This window comes from Candidatus Baltobacteraceae bacterium (assembly GCA_035502855.1).
Lineage (GTDB): Bacteria > Vulcanimicrobiota > Vulcanimicrobiia > Vulcanimicrobiales > Vulcanimicrobiaceae > Aquilonibacter.
Genome location: DATJTX010000039.1, coordinates 22451 through 44700, shown reverse-complemented (window position 1 = coordinate 44700; position 22250 = coordinate 22451). Strand labels below are relative to the sequence as shown.

The window sequence follows — 22250 nt, the reverse complement described above, 5'->3', positions numbered from 1 at the left end:
TCGCCAACTTGAACCCCGGTTTCTCAGCTTTTCCCCTGCCGGCATGCCGTAGAAAGATGGTATGAAACGTCTTTTTCTTGCACTCACACTCCTCTTCGCCGTGCCGGCCGTCGCGCTTGCGCAGCAAGACCCCGGCGCGCCCGGTCCGGCGATGCGAGCGCAGATGCACGCGCAGTTCCAACAGATCGAAACGATGCACCGGCAATTCCGCGCGGAGGTGCTCGGCGCGCTCACGCCGGCGCACAAGCGCCTGTTGGCGTCGATCGCCGGCAATTTGGCGGTATCCGTGAATCCCGACCGTCGCGCCGCGATCGCGCAGCTCGACGCCGCGCTCTCGCCCGCCGAGAAGTCGGCGATTCTCGCCGATGCCGCGCAAATGCGCGGTCAAATGAAGACCATCATGGCGCAGATCAAAGCCGATCATCCGTGGCCGCATGCGAGCGGTAAACCATGGCCGCACCGCAGCCGCGGCGCGCGCAAGCCGCATGCTCCCGACGCCGGAGCGATTCTGCTCGGCCTCGCCGGCGGCGGGCACGGGATGCCGATGATGGGCCGTTGGCACCAGGGCGGTGCTCCCCGTCGTTAGCCGAGCGCGATATCTAAACCCAGATCGAGGGCGGGTGCGCCGTGGGTGAGCCACCCGACCGAGATCAAATCGACGCCGCTGGCAGCAACGGCTGCAATCGTTTCGGGGCGAATACCGCCGCTGGCTTCCGTTAGAACCGCGCCGTTCACGACGCGCACGGCTTCGGTCAACGCCGGCGGCTCCATGTTATCGAGCAGTACCGCGTCGATCGGTTCGCGCAGCGCTTCGCGCAGCTGCTCGAGCGTATCGACCTCGACCTCGACCTTGACCATGTGTCCCGCGAGCGCGCGCACTCGCGCAACCGCTTCGCGAATCGAACCGGCCAGCGCGAGATGGTTGTCCTTGATCAAGACCGCGTCATCGAGACCGAAGCGGTGGTTGCTTCCGCCGCCGCAGCGCACCGCGTATTTCTCGAGAATTCGCAATCCCGGCGTCGTCTTGCGCGTATCGACGATGCGCGCGCGCGTCGCGGCGACCGCGTCGACCAAGGCGCGCGTCGCGGTCGCGATTCCGCACAGACGCGAGAGCAGGTTGAGCATCGTGCGCTCGCCGGTCAGGAGCACGCGCGCCGGCCCTTCCAAATCGGCGACGACGCCGCCGGGCGCGACGAGCTCGCCGTCGTGAATCCGTGTTCTCGTCGTGACCGCGCCCGGTTCGAGCAGATCGAAGGTGAGGAGCGCCGCGTCCAGCCCGGCGACCACGCCGCCGGCGCGCGCGCGAATCTGTGCGGTCGTGCGCAGCTCGCGCGGAACGATCGCATCGGTTGTGAGATCGCCGCCGTGGGCGAGGTCTTCGGTCAGCGCGGCGCGCACGAGCGGCTCGATCAGGAGCCGCGCCGGCGCGCTACGCTCGCAGGAGATGCGTGAAGGAGCGTTTCGCAAGCGCTTCATCCGTCGCGGGATAGTCGGAACGGTAGTGACTGCCGCGGCTCTCTTTACGCGAGAGGGCGGCCTCGGCGATCAATCGCGCCACGACGAGCAGATTCCGCAGGTCGTTTCCTGCACGAGGAAAGCCTCGTTCGAGATCCTCGATGCGTGAGAGTGCTTCGCGCAGGCCGAACTCGTTGCGGACCAGACCCACATTGGTGTGCATCAGGTTCCGCAGATCGCCAATCACATCGTTGTGATCCGCGTCGCTCGACTCCGCTGGGCTACGCTCGTCGCCGGCGGCGTCGAGGGGCTCGGGGTGAGAGAGGGCAATGCTTTCGGCTACGCGGGAACCGTACACCAGCGCTTCGAGGAGCGAGTTGCTCGCCAACCGGTTCGCACCGTGCACGCCGGTTGCGCTCGTTTCACCGCACGCCCACAATCCGGCCACCGAGGAACGGCCCCATTCGTCGACCGCGATGCCGCCCATATGATAGTGCGCCGCCGGTGCCACCGGAATCCGCGCTGCGCGCGGATCGATTCCCGCCGATTGACAGAATCCGAAGACCGTCGGAAACTCTTGCGGAAATTGTTCGCCGATCGCTTCGCGCGCATCGAGACCGACGAGACGGCCGCGCTGCATCTGTTCGAAAATGGCGCGCGCGACGACGTCGCGCGGTGCAAGTTCCGCGTCCGGATGAATCGCCAGCATGAACCGCTCGCCCAGGTCGTTGAGCAGGACGGCGCCTTCGCCGCGCACCGCTTCGGTCACGAGCGGCATTGGATCGAGACCCACGGCGAGTGCGGTGGGATGAAACTGCACGAACTCCATGTCGGCGAGCGTGGCGCCCGCGCGCGCGGCCATCGCGATGCCGTCGCCGGTCGCCTCGACGGGATTGGTGGTGTACCGGTACAGGCGACCGATGCCGCCGGTGGCGAGCACCACCGCCGGCGCGAGAAACGTGAGCGCGCGGCCGTCGCGGTCGTGTGCGTGCACGCCGGCGACGCGTCCGTCCCGCAGCACGATGTCGTGGGCAGTGATGTCTTCGACGACGGTGATCGTCGGCGCTTCACGCACGGCGGCGATGAGCGTGCTCAGAATCTCGTGGCCGGTGGCATCGCCGCCGGCTTTGACGATGCGTCGCCGTTGGTGTGCCGCTTCCCGGCCGAGCGCGAGTTCGCCGGACGCGTCACGGTCGAACGCAGCACCGAGTTCGAGCAGCTCCTCGATGCGTGCCGGTGCGTCGTTGGTCAAGATCGTGACGATCCGCGCGTCGCTGATGCCGGCGCCGGCGCGCTGGGTGTCGATCGCGTGCAGCGAGGGCGAGTCGTCCGTGCCCATCGCGGCCGCGATACCGCCTTGCGCCCAATCGGTCGCTGCGCCGCTCCCGAGGCGGCGTTTGCACAGAACCGTAACCGGCAACGGCGCGAGTTTGAGCGCCGCCATCAATCCGGCGATGCCGGCGCCGACGATCACCACGGCGGCGCGCTGTGCGTTCACCGGGCACCGCGCGCGCGGGAAAAGTCGAGCATGCGTTCGACCGCGGCGCGGGCGCGCTGCGCGACCGCCGCATCGACCGTGACTTCGTACTGCATCGTCTGCAAGCTGTGCAGGATTTTCGGCAGCGTGTTGCGCTTCATGTGCGGACACAGATTGCACGGCCGCACGAATTCGACGCTTGGATAGCTGCCGGCCACGTTATCGGCCATCGAACACTCGGTGACCATGAGCACGCGCGCGTTCTGGTGCTCGCGTACGTATTCGGACATACCGTGCGTCGACCCGACGAAATCGGCTTCCGCAAGAACGTCCGGCGGACACTCGGGGTGCGCGATCACGACGAGCCGCGGATCGCCCTGCCTGTACTTACGAATGTCGGCGCCGGTGAATCGCTCGTGCACTTCGCAATGGCCCTTCCACGCGATGATCTCGGTCTTGGTCTTCGTAGCGACGTACTTTGCAAGATATTCGTCGGGAAGGAAGATCACCCGCGGAACTTCGAGCGCCTCGACGATCTCAACCGCGTTACCACTGGTCACGCACACGTCGGATTCGGCTTTGACCGCGGCCGACGTGTTGACGTAGGTGACGACCGGAACGCCGGGATACCGCTCGCGCAGCAAGCGCACGTCGGCCGCGGTAATCGACTCCGCCAGCGAACAACCGGCGCGCAGGTCCGGCACCAACACGGTCTTCTCGGGGTTGACCAGCTTGGCGGTCTCGGCCATGAAGTGCACGCCGCACAGCACGATGACGTCGGCCGGCGTTTTTGCAGCTTGGATCGCGAGCGCAAGCGAATCGCCCACGATGTCGGCAACCGTGTGGTAAATCTCGGGTACCTGGTAGTTGTGCGCGAGTATGACGGCGTTGCGCTCGCGCTTGAGGCGGTTGATCGCAGCGACGTATGGCGCGTGCAGCGGCCACTCGACGCGTGGAATCACGTTGGCGACGCGTTCGAGGATCGGCGCGGTTTCACGCTCGTCGTCGGCGGTGAGGGTGAGTTCGGTGGAGGTCATGAATCCTTGGGGGCGATGCGTTCTCTTCGCTACTTCTCAATACCCGTGATCGGCGCGATCGTTTGCGCTTGCTGGTATGCAGTCGCGGGCGCACAGGTACCGACGCTCGTTCCGACTCCCGGGCACCCGGCGCTCTTTGCGTCGGCGCCGGTCGTCATCGACGGCATACCGGTGTTGCGGATCACGGCGCTGGCGAGCCCGCCGCCCGGGGCGATGCCGATCCAGTCGCGCCGCTTTCTCATCGACGGAGCGATCGCGCAACTCTTGGCGCTCGACCCGGACCGCAACACCACGGTCTACGACCCGGCAAGTTTCAAGGTCGGTATCGAGCGTGAGGGGTCGGAATACGCGCTGGTCGCGACCGACGCGCGTCACCACGCCCCGCTGCCGATTCTCACTGTGACCGCCGAGGACGCCCGTCACGCGAATCTGACCGAAGCCGACCTCGCGCAACAATGGCAGAGCACGCTCCAATCGGCGCTGATCGCCGCGCTCGAACGGCGGCAGCCGGCGGCGATCCACCGCAGTCTGACGGTGCTCGCCGCTACCGCGATCGGGCTGATCGTCTTGACGATTGCAGGCCTGGTGCTCTTCCGATTCCTGCGCAATCGCGCGGCGGCAGTCGTGGTCGCGTGGGGCTTGGCGTTGCTGTGGTTGGCTGCAGTGACCTACGGCTTGCTCCAGTTTCCGCAGAGCGTCGGATACGGAAACGCGATTCTGCATGGAGCGAAGCTGGTCGCGCTGGTGTGGATCGTCGCGTTGGTCGCGGAACGTCTGCTTGCGATCGCGATCGCGCAGAGCGTGCGGGCGTGGGCATTGTTCGGCATCGCCCCGGGAGCGCAGGCGCGTTACCTCTTGCGCGTGCCGACGCTTTCGCGGGCACTGGTCGGCTTCAGCACGTTCCTCGTATTTTTCGTCGCCGCGCTGGCAACGCTGTCGGCGCTGCAAATTCCGATCGCTTCGGTCGTTACGATCGGCGGCATCGCGGCGCTCGCGATCGGCTTCGCCGCGCAGAGCCTGGTTCGCGACTTTCTCAACGGATTGCTGGTGCTCTTCGAAGACCAATACGTCGTCGGCGACTACGTGATGATCGGCGACTACAACGGCATGGTCGAGCACCTCACCCTGCGCGTCGTGCAGGTCCGCGATAGCCGCGGAAATTTGATCACGATTCCGCATAGCACCGTTTCGCAAGTCGTCAACGCGTCGCGCAGCTGGTCGCGTATCGATTATCGGGTCACGATCGATTCCGGCGCTGAGGCACGTAAGGCTCTTGCCGTTCTTCATGAGACGCTCGAAGGGCTGCGTGCCGACCCGTCTTGGCATAATTCCGTGATCGAACCGGTCGAGTGGAGCGGCATCGAAGCGATGTCGCGCAACGGCATCGAGCTTCGCGCGGTGATTCGCACCGTGCCGCTGCGTCAGTTCGAAGTGCGTCGCGAGATCAACGTTCGCGTGCTGGAAGCGTTCCGCGGCGCCGGCATCGCGCTCGGGGTTGATCCGGCGGCGCCGTTCGTGAGCGCGCCGCAGGCGAGTCCGGACCCGACGTGAGGTTCGCCGGGCGCGTCGTGCTGGTGGTGGTCACGGCGCTCGTGATCGTGATCTTCTATGCTCCGATCGGGCACACCGATTTCGCCGGGAACTGGCTGGGCGGCACGTACGGTGTACGGATGGAGAGCGCGGTGAACCCGCGCGTGCAGTCGGTTACACCGGGATCGCCCGCGGCGCAGGCCGGGGTATGCAGCGGCGACATTTTGCAGATTCCGCCCTTCAGCAAGACCTTCACCGCGTTTGCGTATCCGCGTGCCGGAGACCGCGCCGCCTTCATGCTCAAACACGCCGACGGATCGACGTATATTGCGAATCTCACCGCGAGGCAGATCCCCTTTACGCGCGGCGCGCAGGCGCTCGGTGTCATCGCGATGCTGCCGTCGACGATATTCGTGGTGATCGCCTTCGTACTGGTCTTCTTGCGCCCGAGCGTGATGACGTGGAGTTTCTACGCCTACGCGACCGGGTTTCTCTCGACCACCCCTTCGTTCGCGTATTTCACGCCGTATCTCCCGACCGGCGAATATCTCGTGCTCTCTTTCCTGCTCTCGACCGTGTGGGGAAATTTCGCGGTGTTTCCGCTGCTGCCGTTCGTCTTACGCTTTCCCGACGACAAGCTGACCGGCTTCGCGCGCTCGGTCGATCGCGCGGTTTGGGCGGCGATTACCGTCGTCTTCCTCGCGTATGCGTACGAATGGTACCTACGGTGGTCGAGCGGCGTACCGGTCTGGATGGGTTACGCGCTCGATACCTGGCTCCCGCTCGCGGTCTTCGCCACGGCCACTTTTTTCATGGTGAAGAAATATCAGCACGCCCGCGCCGAAATTCGTCAGCGCTTCCGATTCTTGATCGTCGGGTTCGTCGTCTCGTTCATCGCCTATGCGATCTACTTCATCCCCGGCGTTCCGCCGCTGGTCGCGCAGGTCGCCGGCTACGCGGTGATCACCATGCCGATTTGCGTGATGTACGCGGTTCTCAAACACCGCGTGATCGACGTGAACTTCGTGCTCAACCGTGCGCTGGGCTACGGCATTTTGTCGATACTCGTGATCGTCTTCGTCTCGCTGCTCGATTATGGTGCAGGCCACGTCATCGCGCAGACCCGTCTCGCCACCGGCGTCGCGCTCGTCGCCACCATCATCGTCGGCGTACTCCTCGACCGGATCAATCGTACCGTCTCGAACTCCGTGGAAACCGTGTTTTTCCGCGAGCGCCGCGAAGCCGAAGAGTATCTGCGCCGCGCCGCGCGCGCGCTGCCATACGCAACCGATGAAGCAGCGGTCTCCGACGGGCTCGCCCAGGTGCCGGTCGACGCGCTGAAGTTGAGTGCAGCCGCACTCTACCGCCGCTCGAACGACGGCGAGCGGTTCGAGGGCGTCGCGACCGCCTCGAATACGACCGTCGCTCCTCCGGGGTTCGATCGTAACCATCTGCTGGTTCGCATGCTGCAAGCCGGCGAAGAGCGCGTGTGGCTCGATCAACTCCGCGGTCACCTCGACCGCGAGCAGGCGAAACACTACGTGCTCGCGATCCCGGTGACGGTGCGTCACGAACTCGTCTCGTTCGTTCTCTACGGACCGCACCGCAACGGCTCGCAACTCGATCCGGAAGAGGTCGAGCTATTGGAAGAGCTCGCCCGCGAAGCCTCGCGCGCGTACGATCACATCGAAGCGGTGCGCATCCGCGAACGGTACGCGAAATCGGCTGCCGGTAATTAAGCCGGCTGGGGGGTTAGGATAAACGGCGAGTCAGGATTGAATGCCAGGTAACCGCCCCTCCCTGTAGTGTGCCGCTTAGGGTGATGGGCTCCCAGCTACCGGCCTAGTAGTAAGCTCTACATCCCGGCGGTTTGAAATGTCGACTGTTGTCGTAGCTGCGCTACGATAGCGATAGATATTCTAAACACACTATTTAGAAAATATGCTATGATCGTAGCGTGGTTACGACAACTCGGAATAAACTAAAGCGTCTGTACGAGGACCTTCCAGCAGGCAGCCCCCTGACGACAACCCTTCTGTCCAGGCACGGGATATCCGCCGACCTTGCCGTGCACTACGTCCGGACCGGATGGCTCAAAAGGCTAGGCAGGGGAGTTTATTACCGGGCGGGCCAGCCACTTTCTCGAGACGCCACTCTCGTAGCGCTACAATGCCAAATCACGGGGCTCCACATCGGCGGCAAGACCGCTCTCGACTGGTATGGCGTTCGTCACTACGTCGCCAGCCATGAGGTGTTGCACCTATACGGTTGGGCCGCCGCCCGGCTTCCCGAATGGTTCACGACGCGCTTCCCCGGCGAGTACCATCGGAAGCGGCTTTTCAGTGAGACTCCCGACGACATGCTGCACGTCACAGCGTTTGAACAACGCACGGACGGGCCTCTAACATCTTCGCCTGAACGTGCGTTGCTCGAACTGTTAAGCGAGGTAGGAGTTCGGCAGCCGTTACAAGAGGCACGCGAGATCATGGAGAGCGCTTACAACATGCGCGCTGATGTCTTGAACGAGCTTCTACAGAACTGTAAGAGCGTAAAGACTGTCCGTCTTTGTTTGCAATTAGCTCGTGAGCTTGACTTGAATTGGGTCGCGAAGCTCGACCTTAAGAAACTACCTACCGGGAGCGGTCGACCCTGGGTGTCAAAATCGCGAGATGGCCTGCTCGTGCTGAAACCGTGAACCAAACATATATCGACACCGCCCGAATGATGGCTGAAGTTGCACCTTTCATCTTTACAGACGAGAGGCTCGCGCTAAAGGGCGGCACCGCGATCAATCTCTTTCTACGCGACATGCCGCGTCTGTCCGTCGACTTGGATTTGGCGTTCACGGACTACAGAGTGCCGCGTTCTGCCGCTATATCCGCCATAAACGACGCAATTCGGAACGCTCGCGATCGTCTCATTGCGCGCGGCTTTCAGGCTCATGTACCGGCTCAGGGCGATGCTATTGAAGCGAAGCTCCTGATTACACGGGGCACAATCCGCGTAAAGATCGAAGTAAACAAAGTCATCCGCGGAACGGTCGAGCCGATTCAGCGTCTTTCACTTGCGCCTAGGGCAAGAAACACACTCTTGCGAGATCTGGACTTGCCCGTTCTCTCTCCCCACGACGTCTATGGGGGCAAGCTGGTCGCCGCGCTCGATCGGCAGCATCCACGCGACCTCTTCGACGTATTGCAGCTATTTGCGAATGAAGGCATTACGCCAGATATCAGGCGGAGCTTTGTTGTTTACTTGGCCAGTCATAACCGACCAATCCATGAAGTGCTCTTTCCTACAGAACTAGACATATCGCGCGACTATGAGCAGACCTTCCGTGGTATGATGGCCGAACCGGTCGAGTTGTCCGAATTGCTTTCGGCTCGTAACCGTCTGTTCAACGACCTTCCCAAGTCTTTAACACCCGATGAGAGGCAATTCCTAATTTCGCTCGCTAATGCTGATCCGCAATGGAAACTGCTCGATATCGAACATGTTGCGCGATTACCCGCGATTAAATGGAAAGTGCAAAACCTGCAAAAGCTCGCGAAAGAGAATAACGCCAAGTTGCGCGCCCAGGCCGACGAGCTCGCTGGTCGCTTCGCGGGCATCCCGTGAAGCCTTAAACAAAGTGTGTATGAATTCCGGATGTCGCAGCTGCGCGCTTCGCGCCGCGTTTTGGAACTTTCCCCTCGCATCCAGCGCGCTACCGGAGACCTTCTTCCAGCGAGTGCCCGACAGCAACGAAGGTAAAGGGCTCTTCATCGAGTTACGGGTTCTCGATGATCGGGGCCAGCAACGTGTTTGAGCGATACATCGGCATCGATTATTCCGGCGCGCAAACCCCGACGAGCAGCCTGAAGGGATTGCGCGTATACCAGGCATCTCGTGGTTCAGTAACCGCAGAGGTGCCGCCACCGCCAAGCCCGCGAAAACATTGGACGCGCAAAGGAGTCGCTGAGTGTCTCGTCTCCTCGCTCCGAGAATGCAACCCAACCTTCGTGGGGATCGACCACGCGTTTTCGTTTCCGCTGAAATACTTCGCGAAGCACGGCTTGCAGCACGACTGGTCTGCATTTCTCGACGATTTTCAGATGCATTGGCCGACAGATGGCGACCACATGTATGTTGATTTCGTGCGTCACGATCTGTGGGGCGCGGGCGCTTTGCGCTCCGGAAACAGCCGGTGGCGACGCATTACCGAGATTCGCACCCGTACGGCAAAATCGGTGTTTCACTTTGACTGCCAAGGGACGGTCGCAAAGTCTACACATGCCGGGCTGCCGTGGCTGCGCTTCATTCGCCAGCAGCTGGGAGGCAAGGTCTTCTTCTGGCCATTTGATGGCTGGCGCCCACCGGAAGGGGCGTCCGTCATCGCTGAGGTTTACCCGGCCCTCTGGAACAAGGCATTTGACCAAGGCGACCGTAGCGGCGACCAACATGATGCGTTCGTCATTGCGGAGTGGGCACGCCAGCAGGACGAGGTCAGCTTGCTGGAGCCGCTCTTCACTCCTCCACTCTCCAAAGACGATATGGCCGCAGCGGAAGTAGAAGGTTGGATTTTCGGCCTTCGGTAGCCAGGCCAATTTACGGTGGGTCCGATTAAGTCGGCGCTATGTTGTCGACATTTCGGCTGATTCCGCTCTGAAGAAGGGTTGAAGAACACGTGCTCGACGCCCTTCGGATAGTGTGGCTTGACGATGTTGAACGAGCGCAAGAACGCCTCTCGGCGCGTGACCTTTATAACACGACGCGTGAATTGCGCGGGACTAAGTCGGCGTTGCCTTAGCGTGAAAAGAGACCTTGGACGAGCCCGGACGGGCCGCGGTTTAGCGGGCGTCTAACGCGTTAGCGGCGCGCGTCGCCGGGGTAGACCGAGCGCATGCAGCAACTCATTACGCGCCTCGTCGCTGCGGCGGTGCTTGCAACCACTCTTGGTGCAGGCATTGCCGTCGGCGCGCAGACGCAAACGACCACGGCTACGGCACAGATGACACCGTCACCGAGCCCAAGTCCGAGCACGACTCCCTGATAACCGGGAGCACAGGTGAGCGTGCGCGCGTCCGCCGAAATTGTGGTGCGTGGACGCTCACCGCCGCCGGGTCGCCGTATTTGCCGGCCCTTCGTTGCCGTTTGAAGATCGCGTCGCGATCGCCGGCGTCGTTTATCTTCCGCCCGCATCGCGCGGCGACGTCGAGCGCGCAGCGCGAGAACACGACGTCGTCCTATTGATCGACGGCGTCTTTCATCACGATCTCGCGCCTTCGCCCAAGGAATGCTACGCCGCGGTGAGCCGCGCGCGAATGTTCGGCGCATCGAGCATGGGCGCGCTGCGCGCGGCCGAGTGCGCGCCGTACGGATTCACGCCGCTCGGCACGATCGCCAATTGGTATGCGCGCGACGTGATCGACGGCGACGACGAAGTGGCCGTGCTCACGCACCCGGAGACGCACGACGCATTGAGCGTGCCCCTGGTCAACGTGCGTTATGTCGCCCGCCTCGCTTGCCGTCGCGGGTTGCTTGGCGCGGCCGAACGCGACGACTTCATTCGACGCGCGCGAGCGATCTTTTATGCGGATCGCAGCTGGGACGACGTGCTCGAAGGTGCGCCGAAGGATGCCCGTGCGGCAATCGCGTCGATCGCGCGATCGCAGGGTGACCTCAAGCGCATGGACGCGCGCTTTGGTCTGCGCACGGTGCTGCGCAGCCGCGCTCGCCGCGGGCGCGCAGGCGGTGAAACCGCGGCACCGACCCGTGTTACGATCGCGCTCCAGCCTGCGGCCGATACGGCGCCGATCGTTCTGCCGCCATCGGTTCGCAAGGCGCCGCAGACGTACGATCGCGCCGTTCCGTTTACGCAGACGGTCGCGCTGGTACCCGAGCTGCGCCGGCGGTACGGGATCACTCGCGTCGCCGACACGACCCATCTCGATCGCACCCGGATTCCCACCTACTCCGCGCTGGTGCCGCATTCACCCGATCTGCTCGGCGTCTACAACGGAAAGGGAATGACGCCGGAAAGCGCGATGGCAAGTGCGGTCATGGAAGCGGCGGAACGGCAGATCGGGGCGGCCGTGAACCTCCCACTCTTCCGGGAATCGCTGCGGATCGTCGGCGAGCGCATCGATCTTGCGGCGTGCGGCGTGCGTGAGGACGCCGGCGACCGCACGGTCGAGTGCGTGCTCGGCACCGAGCTGCTCACGGGTGAGGCGATCCCCGTTCCGCTTGCGATGGTGCAATGCCCGTGGTTCGGGGAGCGCCTCTTCGACGTCACCTCGACCAACGGTCTCGCCTCGGGCAATAATCTCACCGAGGCGATCTACCACGCGCTCTGCGAGCTGATCGAGCGTCATATCTGGTCGATGTACCACGTCCGCTGTTCACTCGTCCCGCGGTTCTATCTCGGGCCGGAAGCCGGCGATCGTGCGGGCGCGCCGCGAATCGCGCTGCCGGCCGGCGAGGCGAACGTCGACCGGCTCGTGCGCGAAATCGTCGAAGCCGGACTCACGGTTCGCGCGCTCGCGCTGCAAGAGGGTGCGCTCCCCATAACGGTCATCGCCTCGGTCACCGAGGAAGACGCAACTCCGCCGATGGCGCACATGGGGCTGGGCTGCGCGCTCTCTCCCGCGCATGCGCTGACGCGCGCGCTCACCGAGGCGGTGCAAAGCCGCGTGGTCGATATTCAAGCGGCGCGCGAAGACATTCTGCGTTCCGACGAGCCCAAGGGAATCATGGGTGACCACGCGCGGCGTTTGAAAGCGATTCCCACCAAACAGTGGTACTACGACCTGCCTGCGCGGGAGATATTCTTGCGCGATTTGCCGGACCGCAGCAGCGATGATTTGGCTGCCGACCTGCGCACGACGCTCGAGTTGCTGCGCGAGGACGGGTTTGACAGCGTCGTCGCGATCGATCTCTCGCCGCCGGATCTCCCGATCGCGGTCGTGAGAACGATCGTTCCGGGTCTGGAAACGTTCGTCTTCACCGGCGCCATGGGCTCACGCGCGCGTGCGCTGCTGAATCCCTTTGCTTTGCATCGCTAGCGCTCACTCGTTCGAAAGCCCGAGAGGGCGCGCTGCGCCCGCGTCCAACCCGATGCCGGGTGACGCCCTATCTCGCGCGCCTGCGCGCCGGCGACGTCCCGACGGTCGCGGAGTGGAATCAGCATCTGATCACGTTCCATCGCGCGTTCGCCGATGCCACCTCGGGAACGATCTCGCTTTTCCGCGCCGACGGCGGCGCGACGTCGTATGAACTGCTCGCCCGGCGGGTGCGGGAACTGGCGCCGCAGGCTCACGACGTGCTCGACCTGGGCTGCGGGAACGGAACGCTGCTGGCGCAGATCGCGCGCGCGTACGGCAAGGACATCACACTGCACGGGGTCGATCTTTCCGAGGACGAGATCGCGCGTGCCCGGCGCGTCGCACCGCTTGCCTTGCTACGGTGCGCCGATGCGGCTGATGGCCTAGGCCAAAATACCTATGACGTCGTCCTCGCCCATTTGACTCTGGCGATCGTTTCGCGTCTGCGCACGGTCGTGGAGCGGATTCACGCCGCCTTGCGTCCGGGCGCCCTCTTTGCGTGCATCGTTGAAGATCTCGGTGCACCGGAGTCGATCTTCCGCATCGTCGGCGCGGCGCTGGCTTCGCTGGGCGCCGATTGGCCTTCGTTCAGGCTGGTCATTCCCGAGCGCGAAGCCATCGAGCACGACGAGGGCCTGAGCTCATTGTTGACCGCCGCCGGTTTTCACGAACAGCTGATCGAGCGGACCGTGCTGCGGAGCACGCTTTCGCTCGATCAGCTGTGGACGTTTACGCGGAACATGTATCCGTTCGGGTTGCTCGAACGGCCGATGCAAGACGCGTTGCGCGACCGGTTGTTTGCATTCGCGTCGGAGATCGGGGGTTCCAACGGCTATGTTACGACGTCCCTACCGCTACGGCTGGTTACCGCCCGCGCTGATTAACGAGCAAGGACTCGGCCGCTGCTCACGGAACGATCCGTCCAAGAGCCGACCACCGTTCCCACGATTCAAGGGAGTATTGTCGTTATGACCGAGGTACAACGGCATGCAGCCGCCGCTGGATTTCTCCATGTATTGCATACCTCACCAGAAGTCTATAATGAGTGGTCGCACACGCCGCAAGACGACGCAGCGAAGGTCGGAGAGCTGATTCGCAGGCATGTCGGCCTGGCGGAGGCGCCGGGCAAGGCCGATCTCCACGCGATGGCCGCCTACGTCGATTCGCATCTCAAGCATGACGCCACCGAATTCCACAAGGCGCATCCGGGCGGACCGCATCACGTCGGCATCGTGTACCTCATGCAACAGAGCTGACGGCCCGCAAATACCAGGTCGCGAGCTGCGTTCGCGAATTGACGTTCACCTTGGCGAAGAGATTGGCGATGTGACCTTCGACCGTGCGCTCGCTCAGCACGAGCCGTTCGGCGATCTCGCGATTCGTCAAGCCCTCCGCTACGAGGGCGGCGATTTCGCGCTCTCGTCGCGTCGTATTTCCGGGGCGCTCTGCTCCGGCGGTTTTGACTTTCGCGCTGCCGCCGGAAGCAATCTGTTCCGCGAAATTCGCAAAAAAATCGGCTTGCAGCGCGGTGAAGATCGCGCGCGCTTCGCCCAACTCGACGGCGGCTGACGTCAACCCCAACGCGTTTCCCGCTGCGCCCCGCGCGAGGAGGAGATGCGCGCGGTTCCAGGGCTGCGCGTCACAGAAGAGTGTCGTGCCCGTCGCGACTTCGGCGATGAGCTCGCGGTCGTTGAGATGACGCGCGCCAAGGGCGAGCAAGACCGGAAACGGAGCGATCACAAAGTCGAACGGCCGCCGATGCAATGCCAGCAGTTCGCGGACGAGCGCGCCGGTCGCAGGCTTGTTTTGAGCGGCCTGCGCATATGCCCACGCCGACATCCCGACCGCGAGCGCCCCGGTGCGTTCGCCTCCGCGAAAGGCGTCAATCGCCGGACGCACCGGATCCCAGCCGGCGTCGTCCGGCGGCAAACCCGCCAGCGCCGCCGACACCGCATACAGACCGAGGAGCGCGTACGTCACCGACGGATCTTCGAATCGTCCGACCTTCTCGATGACGAAGTCGCGTGCGTCGTCGAATGCACCGCGCCCGAGCAGCGTTGCCGCCCGAAGCATGAAGTTGAGCACCTCGTTGAGTTCGTCTTCACGCACCTCCAGATAGCGCTCCGCCGCCTGTAACCCGCCGAAGCGAAAGGCATGGAGCATTCGGACCGCGCGCGGCATCGTCGAAACGACTGCCGGCAGCGGCTCGGCCGCGCGCTCGGCGAGCCGTACGTTATCGAGGATTCCGGCCTCGTCGCCGATACGCAGCGAAAGAAACGCACGGTTGATGTGGTGCCGCACCGTAAGCAGCGGGCTCACCGGCGGCGGTAAGGCTTCGAACGCCGTGGCCAGTTCGTTCGCGCGATCGAGTTCGTGCTGACAGGTGGCCAAATAGCCGCCGACGGTCAGCAGCTGCGCGCGATCGGCGTCCGAGCGCAGCACTTCGCCGTAGCGTTCCAGTTCCGCGCGAGCCGTGGCGCTCTGCCCGGCATGGTTCAAGCCCAGAGCAAGTGATGCCACGATCGCGCCGAGCCCGTCGACGAGCTCGTGCTCCCGGGCTTGAACGAGAGCGTCGCGGCACACACGAATTGCGTCCGTCACCCGTCCCATCGCGTTGTACATCTGCGAGAGGCGCGCATAGAGCGGGATCAGTTCTTCGCGAGTTGCCGGCGCAATCTTGAAGGCTCGTTCCATCGCACCGGTAGCGAGACGATAGAGCGACTTCCCAGCCGCGGCATCCGCCAGCTTCAAAAGCGTGTCGCGCTCGAGCTCGCGGTCGCCGCACGCCGCGCTCTGTTTGATCAGCCGCTCGTAATCTTCCAGGCGCGGCGTAACGCGTTTCCGGAGCGCGTCGATGATCCGATAGCGCAGCGGGATTTCGATCGGAATCGTCTCGAGCACGCTCTCCATGATCGTCGCATGGACGAAGCGCAATCCGTCGTTCCCCTCGATGAGGTAGCGTCCCGAGACCTTCGAAATCATATCGAGTAAACGATCGCGCGGCCAGAGTTGTTGAAGCAGCGAAAACTCGATCGGTTCGTCGATCAGTGCGGCAAGCTGCAAAAAAGCGCGGATCTCCGGATCGAGCAGAGACAGGTCGCGGACCACGACGCGGCGGGTACTTGCGCCGACGTCGGCTGCGTTTTGCGCACCGCTCTCGCGCGCGGCGGTAGCGACGGCGACCACGTCCATGGTGTGACCGCGGGTCGCGGCCACGATGGATTCCGCAACCTCGGGACTCACCTGCGGGTAGATGGCGCGCACGATTTCCATCGAGGCCGCGTTCGGCAGGTCGCCCAGCACGATCGATTCGTCGAGAAGGCGCAGCGCCGGTTCCGCCGACTCATCGGTACGTTCGACCGTGAGGATTACGATCGCCCGGTCGGCCAGTGCCGTCCCCATGCGTAAGAGCAACTCGCGGCTTTCGATGTCCGTCCACTGCGCATCGTCGAGAACGACGAGCAAGCGGTGGTCGAGCGTTACGCCTTCGACGATTCGAACGAACGCTTCTTGGAAGTCCTCGGGGCGATCGCGCTCGAGGGTCAATCCCGAACGGTACCGCTCGGCTGAAGGGCCCAGGGCGTCCAGGAGCTCGCCGGCGATTCGGCGTGCCGCAAAGAGCGGAAGGGTCGTGTGAATGCGAAAGCTCGGCACGCGGACGACGAGCCAGCCTGCGGCCGCCGCCTGGTCCGAGAACTCCTCGGCGAGCCGGGTCTTTCCGGTGCCGCTGAGGCCGGTGATTCGCAGCGCGCGCACCAGGCCGCCCTTCGCCGCCGAATCCAATACGGCCCGAGCCTGTTCCAGCTCGGCATCGCGCCCCACCAGGATGCCCACGCGGGCTGCGTTAGCCGAAAATCAGGTATTTCCCCGGACGTTCGCAGGGCCGCAATCGCGCTAGTCTTGCAGCGTGGAGGACCCGATCATGTATGCCCGAGCACTAACCTTTAAGGACGCGGCGCCGAGAAATGCGTCCCCGCTGCCGGCGGCGCGGCCGAACCTGATTCCCTACTGTTTCATTCTGGACGATACATACCGGGTCGTGATGGCGGGACCGTCGGGACGCGAGGATCCCCTGGCTGCGCTCTACGCGGCCGATTCGCGGATCGACCAGTTGCCCGGTCCGATCGACCGGGTCGTGCGCGCGTTGACCGCGACCTGGCGCACGTCGCGCCCGGCCGCGAGCGCCACCGCCGTCGTTTCGCATCTGCAGGTGACGGTCGCGCCGCTCCACGGCGAAGAGGGCCGGCGTATCGCCGTCTTCGTCCTCCGGAACGATTGCGCCGAGAACTAGAGCTTCCCTAGACCGCCCGTAGCCACGGCGCCGCCTCACGCAGCAGTTGAAGATCGCGCGGATCCGCAAATGCCTGCGCGTAGCGCTCGTAGCTCGCCTTCGCAGCCTCGTGCCGTTCCACCGTCCATTGCGCCAGCACCAACTGCGCGACCAGCGATCCCATCCCGGATAGGCCGCGGTGCTGTGCTTCGCTCAATGCGTGCGCGACGATCGATTCGGCTCGCGTATATTGCCGCGTATCCATCAGGGCCGCAAAGAAGTTTCGATAGAAGTCGATGAAGCGCTCATCGGGAGGCTCGCCGAGTTCGAGATGACGCTCCGACGCCCAGAGCACGGCACGCGTGAGGTGTTCGCCGGCGGCGGCGAATGCGAGATCGAGCACGACGCCGCGTGCCAACGCGCGATCGCCCGCTGCCAGCGTTTGCTCGGCGAGCGCAAGGCGGTCCGCTATGCATTTTGCACCGCGGCGCTGCATCGCGGCGATGATACGGCGATGCAGCGGAATCGTCATCGCAATCGTCTCCGCGATCGCCGACGCGGTCAGTTCGTGATCGAGACGCACCTCTTCGCCGTCGCGACGGACGTGCGTATCGGCGAGCGCAGCCAGCAGCGCCGCAAGCTCGGCTGCGTCCGGTATCAGCTCGCGCAGCAACGGCAATTCCACGGGATCCGCAAGCAGCGAGAGCAGTTGCAGCATCGTGCGCTGCGCCGGCGCAAGTGCGGCCAACTCGACCGCAATCGCGGCGCGCGAAGAAAAATCCACCATCGCGGCACCGGTCGCATGGCGGCGCGCAGCTTGCGCGGCAATGGCGACGATCTCGTACGGAATGCCGCGGGCGTTCGCAATTACGGCATCGATGACGTCAGGGGATGCACCGGGATAATGCGCGCGAGCGATTTGGGTCGCGGCGTTCGCGTCGAGTTCGCGGAGCGCAATCGAGGCGTCGGCTTGCAGGTGCACGTCGCGCGGATTCTCGTCGCTGCGTGTAAAAACGGTGAGCAGCGGACGGTTTGCCGATGCGCGCGTTGCGGCGGCGATCGTCTCGAGGCTTTCATTATCCGCGAACTGTGTGTCGTCGACGATGACGACGGCCGGGCGGCGGCGTAAGGCGCCCTCGAGCGTCGTTTGCAGGTTGCGCGCGAGCCGATCGGCCAGTGAAAACGGCATCGCCCGTTCGAACCGGCGCGCACGTGCCCGCAGAACCAGCGATTCCGAGGCGACGCGGTCCTCGAGTTCGAGGATAAGCGCCGTCTTCCCGATCCCGCTCGGCCCTTCGATGAAGAGCGTTCGCGCGGACGGCGTGGTCTTTGCGCTCGTGTAAACGCCGAGCGCGGCGGCGATGTCCCGGTCACGGCCGACGAGCGTGGGCATGCCTCCAGCCTCCGTTGATGAGCGGCGCTTTTCCTGCCGCAGGAGCAAGACTGCCGCGCGTGCGCGTGCAATCGAAGGGACGTGCAGCAAAGCCTTGATGCGGCGCGGCCTTCGCGCGTCGAACTCACGATTCGCGGTTTGGCGCTCGGCGGATTGATCACGTTGGTCTTTACGGCGGCCAACGTCTATCTCGGTCTCAAAGTCGGGCTCACGTTCGCCTCCTCGATTCCGGCGGCGGTCATCTCGATGGCGGTCTTGCGCGGGCTGCGCAACGCGACGATCTGGGAGAACAACATCGTCCAGACGGTGGCGTCGGCGGCGGGGACGCTCTCGTCGGTCATCTTCGTGCTGCCGGGTCTGGTGATGGTGGGATGGTGGACGGGTTTTCCGTTTTGGGAGTCGTTCGGTATCTGCGCGGTGGGCGGTATCCTCGGAGTAATGTACAGCGTGCCGCTGCGGCGCGCGCTCGTGACCGAATCCGATTTGCCCTATCCCGAAGGTGTCGCCGCCGCCGAAGTGCTCAAGGTCGGTTCGGGAACGCACAGCAGCGAAGCGGTGGCGGAGAACCGGCAAGGCTTGATCGCGCTCGTCGTCGGCTCGCTGGTATCGGCGGCGTTTCAACTCCTGATCGCGTTCGGGATCTTCAGCGGAGAATTCGACGCGTACCGGCGTTTCGGTCCTTCGACGACCGGCATCGGTCTTGGGATGTCGCTCGCGCTGATCGGCGCCGGCCATTTGATCGGACTTACCGTCGGAATGGCGATCTTCGGCGGCCTGGTGATTGCGTGGGGGATCGCGATCCCGGTGCTCACCGCGCTGCATCCGATCGCGGGGCCGGCCGGCGACGCCGCAATGAGCGTGTGGTCGCACTACGTGCGCTTCATCGGTGCGGGTGCGATCGGCATCTCCGGGATTTGGACGCTGGGAACGCTGGTAGGGCCGGTATGGAAGGGCATCGCGTCTTCGCTGGCCGCTTCGCGCCGGCGGCGCGCGGCGCAGCACGGCGATGAGGCGCCGATTACCGAGCAAGACATCCCGATCGGCATCGTTACGCTGATTTCGGTAATCTGCATGATTCCGATGGCGATTCTGCTGGTCGCGTTTCTTACCGGCGGCGTCCTCTCGTCCATGATCGTGCCGCTCATCATCGGCGCGGTGATCTATGTCGTGATCGTCGGGTTTCTGGTTGCGGCCGTCTGCGGGTACATGGCGGGCCTCATCGGGTCGTCCAACAGTCCGGTCTCGGGCCTGGCGATCATCGCGGTTCTCGGCGTTTCGCTGATCCTTGCGGCTTTCGCGCGCGCGGCCGCGCCGGCAGCGACGCCGGCGTTCATCGCCTACGCGCTCTTCGTTACCGCAATCGTGATCAACGTGGCGACGATCTCGAATGACAACCTGCAAGATCTCAAGACCGGACAACTGGTTGGCGCGACACCATGGAAACAGCAGGTCGCACTGGTGGTCGGAGTGATCTTCGGCGCAATCGTCATCCCGCCGGTGCTGGTCGTGCTGAATAAGGCATACGGTTTCGGCGGCCCGCACGGCTTGCCGGCGCCGCAAGCCACGTTGATCTCGACGCTCGCCAAAGGCGTGATCGGCGGCGCCATCGATTGGAATTTGATCTTTGCGGGGGCGATCGTCGGCGCGGTCGTCGTGATGATCGACGAGGCCGGCCGGCGCAGCGGACGATTCCGCTTTCCGCCGCTCGCGGTCGGTCTGGGAATTTATCTTCCCGCCGCGACCACGGCGCCGGCGGTCGTCGGGGCGCTCTTCGGCGCGCTCTACAATCGCTGGACGATGCGCAAACCCAATCCGGCTCCGGCACGACGTCTCGGCGTGCTGATCGCGTCGGGCTTCATTACGGGTGAGAGTCTTTTCGGCGTCGCATTGGCGGGGCTCATCTACTTCAGCGAAAAGAGCGCGCCGCTGGCGATCGTCGGCTCGGGGTTTGCGTGGGAAAACTGGCTCGCCGGAATCGCGTTTTTCGTCGTGCCATTCTTGGTTTATCGCTGGATCGGGTTACGTGCGCGCAGGCTGTCCTAGGGAAGCCCCGTTCGGCGGCATGGCGCGGGCCCAAGCATCGTCTCGGCGTGCTTGCGCGACGCGTGCGCGCACGAGCGAGATCAACGGCGCACCGGTAAGCTGTGCGCGCGAAGCGCGCACGAGCGCGGCCGCCGCCGCGTCACCGTTCGCGTAGGCGGCATGCGCCGGTTGTGGCCACAGCGCGACGCTGCCGGAAATGCAGCCGGCGGCCCCGTAGCCTTTTGCTTCGATCAGCGTTTCTTCGGTCGACGGAAAGACGCGCAGCTCGGGATGGCGCTCCAAGATTTCTTGCTGTAGCACCTCGTCGTTCGAACTGTCCTTCATGCCGGAGATCGTGCCGGGAAACGCCTCGAGCAGACGGTCGACGAGTCCGGCGTGGAACGTGATCCCGGTCATGCGCGGGAAATTGTAGAGCAGAATCGTCGTGCGCAGCGTACCGACCCGGCTGAGCATCGCGTCGAAGAAGCGAAGGAGACCCTCGTCGCTCGCATCGCGGAAGAAAAACGGCGGCATGAGCAGGGCGGCGGCGAAGCCGAGGTCGCTCGCGGCACGGGTGAGGCGAACCGTATCCGCCAGCGAGGATGCGCCGGTGCCGCACATCGTGCGTTCACGCGGTAGGCCGGCCGCAACCGCTTCCATCAAACCCAGGCGCTGGCCGACGCTGAACGACATCGCTTCGCCGGTCGTGCCGAGCAGGTTGATGCCGTCGATGCCGTCGTGCAGCAGATCGCGATAGTATGCGACCGCGCGCGCCGCGTCCGGTTCGTAGTATTCGTCGACGGGCGTGAGCACCGCCGACCAAACGCCCGTCAGACTCCCGGTTGCAATCATCCCCGTGCGAACGCTCCTTTCAGGAAGAAGGCAAGGTTCGCGGGCCGTTCGGCAAGTCTTCGCATCAGGTATGGGAACCAACAATCGCCGAAGGGCACCGCCAGACGAACGCGATAGCCGCGCTCGACCAGCGAAGCGGCCAACGGCGCCGCGATACCGTAGAGCATTTGGAATTCGAATCGTCCCCGGTTGGGGAGCGCGTGTTCGCGCGCGTAGTGCTCGACCCGGGCGATGATCGCCGGATCGTGGGTGGCGATGGCCGTATAGCCGGATCCGCCGAGCGCGGCGAGGGCAAGGCGCAGATAGTTCTCGTCGACCTCGGCCTTCTTTTCGTAGGCGACTTCGGGCGGCTCGAGATAGGCGCCCTTGACCAACCGGACGTTGGGTGCAAGCCGCTCGGCCGCCCGCAGATCGTCCAGACTGCGCCGCAGGTACGATTGTAAGACGAAGCCGACGTTGTCGAACCGCTCGCGTAAGCGGCGATAGATTGCGAGGGTGGTATCGACGTAGCGCGACTGCTCCATATCCAGGCGCATCGTGTTCCCGCACTCGAGCGCGGTCTGCGCGATGCGCGCAGCGTTTTGATAGGCAAGTTCGGGATCGACGTCGAGACCCACGTGCGTCAATTTGAAGGCCACGTTGGCATCGATGCGCTGCTCGGCAAAGGTGCGCAGGAGCGCACAGTATTGATCGGCGGCGGCGAGCGCTTGCGCGCGTTCGTGGACGCCCTCGCCCAGGATCCCGCAGGCGACCGCGAACCCGCGGGCGTTGACTTCGTGCGCGACGCGCAGGAAATCCGCGGGGCTCTCCCCCGCGACGAATCGCCGCGCACCGAGCTGCATGCCGTAGCGGCTGACCGCTGTGCGCACCAGATCGTTCTCCGCGGCCGCCAAAATTGCCGCGCGCAAAGGGCGTTCGAGCAGCGAATCGATGGATAGCGTGGGCATAAGGTGTGGGTAACTCGACTTTCTTGCGAATAGGTTGTGAGTGGCGCGGATTTGCTCTTGCACGGCATTTGTTCGCTTGCTACCATTCAAACACTTCGAGTAACGACGAAGTGCGAAACGTAGAGAAACGCGAGTCACCACACGCCCGACGGTTGATGTCGTACCTCGGCCGGAGTGAAGGTGAACGA

The 22250-nt window shown here is 64.1% G+C and carries 18 protein-coding genes; 11 read left to right on the top strand and 7 right to left on the bottom strand.

Going from position 1 to position 22250, the window contains the following annotated elements; genetic code table 11:
* Positions 1-61: 61 nt before the first annotated feature.
* Positions 62-586, top strand: a complete 525-nt coding sequence (locus VMF11_15365; GenBank protein ID HTU71680.1) for a hypothetical protein — start codon at positions 62-64, stop codon at positions 584-586.
* On the opposite strand, the gene nadC is transcribed toward VMF11_15365, so the two are convergent.
* Genes nadC through nadA form a run of 3 tightly spaced genes read right to left on the bottom strand, consistent with a single transcriptional unit; the run spans position 583 to position 3969 of the window.
* The gene (gene nadC, locus VMF11_15360; GenBank protein ID HTU71679.1) at positions 583-1476 is read right to left on the bottom strand and encodes a carboxylating nicotinate-nucleotide diphosphorylase; all 894 of its coding nucleotides are present in this window, start codon (positions 1474-1476) and stop codon (positions 583-585) included. The genes VMF11_15365 and nadC overlap by 4 nt on opposite strands.
* Positions 1430-2953, bottom strand: coding sequence for an L-aspartate oxidase (locus VMF11_15355; protein ID HTU71678.1), 1524 nt, complete (start codon positions 2951-2953; stop codon positions 1430-1432). The genes nadC and VMF11_15355 overlap by 47 nt, the downstream gene beginning before the upstream one ends.
* A complete protein-coding gene (nadA, locus tag VMF11_15350) occupies positions 2950-3969 on the bottom strand; it encodes a quinolinate synthase NadA (protein HTU71677.1) in 1020 nt (339 codons plus the stop codon). The genes VMF11_15355 and nadA overlap by 4 nt, the downstream gene beginning before the upstream one ends.
* 15 nt (positions 3970-3984) lie before the next feature.
* On the opposite strand from nadA, the gene VMF11_15345 reads away from it, so the two are divergent.
* The 8 genes from VMF11_15345 to VMF11_15310 all read left to right on the top strand — a co-directional run bounded on the left by VMF11_15345 (position 3985) and on the right by VMF11_15310 (position 13834).
* Entirely contained in the window at positions 3985-5520 is a 1536-nt protein-coding gene (locus VMF11_15345; GenBank protein ID HTU71676.1) for a mechanosensitive ion channel family protein, read from the top strand.
* Positions 5517-7238, top strand: coding sequence for a GAF domain-containing protein (locus VMF11_15340; protein ID HTU71675.1), 1722 nt, complete (start codon positions 5517-5519; stop codon positions 7236-7238). The genes VMF11_15345 and VMF11_15340 overlap by 4 nt, the downstream gene beginning before the upstream one ends.
* A gap of 952 nt (positions 7239-8190) precedes the next feature.
* Positions 8191-9114, top strand: coding sequence for a nucleotidyl transferase AbiEii/AbiGii toxin family protein (locus VMF11_15335; protein HTU71674.1), 924 nt, complete (start codon positions 8191-8193; stop codon positions 9112-9114).
* 164 nt (positions 9115-9278) lie between these two features.
* Entirely contained in the window at positions 9279-10073 is a 795-nt protein-coding gene (locus VMF11_15330; protein HTU71673.1) for a hypothetical protein, read from the top strand.
* A gap of 305 nt (positions 10074-10378) precedes the next feature.
* Positions 10379-10528: a hypothetical protein gene (locus tag VMF11_15325; GenBank protein HTU71672.1), complete on the top strand. Its 150-nt coding sequence runs from the start codon at positions 10379-10381 to the stop codon at positions 10526-10528.
* A 49-nt stretch (positions 10529-10577) separates the two neighbouring features.
* Positions 10578-12539 (top strand): YcaO-like family protein, encoded by a 1962-nt coding sequence (locus tag VMF11_15320; GenBank protein HTU71671.1) that lies wholly within the window; start codon positions 10578-10580, stop codon positions 12537-12539.
* Positions 12540-12598: 59 nt separating this feature from the next.
* Positions 12599-13462, top strand: coding sequence for a class I SAM-dependent methyltransferase (locus VMF11_15315; protein HTU71670.1), 864 nt, complete (start codon positions 12599-12601; stop codon positions 13460-13462).
* Between the two features lie 84 nt (positions 13463-13546).
* Positions 13547-13834, top strand: coding sequence for a hypothetical protein (locus VMF11_15310; protein ID HTU71669.1), 288 nt, complete (start codon positions 13547-13549; stop codon positions 13832-13834).
* Here VMF11_15310 and VMF11_15305 read toward each other — a convergent pair.
* The gene (locus VMF11_15305; protein HTU71668.1) at positions 13818-16412 is read right to left on the bottom strand and encodes a LuxR family transcriptional regulator; all 2595 of its coding nucleotides are present in this window, start codon (positions 16410-16412) and stop codon (positions 13818-13820) included. The two genes, VMF11_15310 and VMF11_15305, sit on opposite strands and share 17 nt — an antisense overlap.
* A gap of 88 nt (positions 16413-16500) precedes the next feature.
* Here VMF11_15305 and VMF11_15300 point away from each other — a divergent pair, with 88 nt between their 5' ends.
* Complete coding sequence (locus tag VMF11_15300) at positions 16501-16869, top strand: hypothetical protein (protein HTU71667.1); 369 nt, start codon at positions 16501-16503, stop codon at positions 16867-16869.
* 7 nt (positions 16870-16876) lie between these two features.
* On the opposite strand, the gene VMF11_15295 is transcribed toward VMF11_15300, so the two are convergent.
* Positions 16877-18241, bottom strand: a complete 1365-nt coding sequence (locus VMF11_15295; protein HTU71666.1) for an ATP-binding protein — start codon at positions 18239-18241, stop codon at positions 16877-16879.
* An 81-nt stretch (positions 18242-18322) separates the two neighbouring features.
* Between VMF11_15295 and VMF11_15290 the strand changes: the two genes are divergently transcribed.
* Positions 18323-20284, top strand: a complete 1962-nt coding sequence (locus VMF11_15290) for an oligopeptide transporter, OPT family (protein HTU71665.1) — start codon at positions 18323-18325, stop codon at positions 20282-20284.
* Here VMF11_15290 and VMF11_15285 read toward each other — a convergent pair.
* Together VMF11_15285 and VMF11_15280 are read right to left on the bottom strand one after the other, a co-directional pair.
* Positions 20261-21115, bottom strand: coding sequence for a dihydrodipicolinate synthase family protein (locus VMF11_15285; protein HTU71664.1), 855 nt, complete (start codon positions 21113-21115; stop codon positions 20261-20263). The two genes, VMF11_15290 and VMF11_15285, sit on opposite strands and share 24 nt — an antisense overlap.
* Complete coding sequence (locus tag VMF11_15280; GenBank protein HTU71663.1) at positions 21112-22062, bottom strand: proline dehydrogenase family protein; 951 nt, start codon at positions 22060-22062, stop codon at positions 21112-21114. The genes VMF11_15285 and VMF11_15280 overlap by 4 nt, the downstream gene beginning before the upstream one ends.
* Positions 22063-22250: the final 188 nt, after the last annotated feature.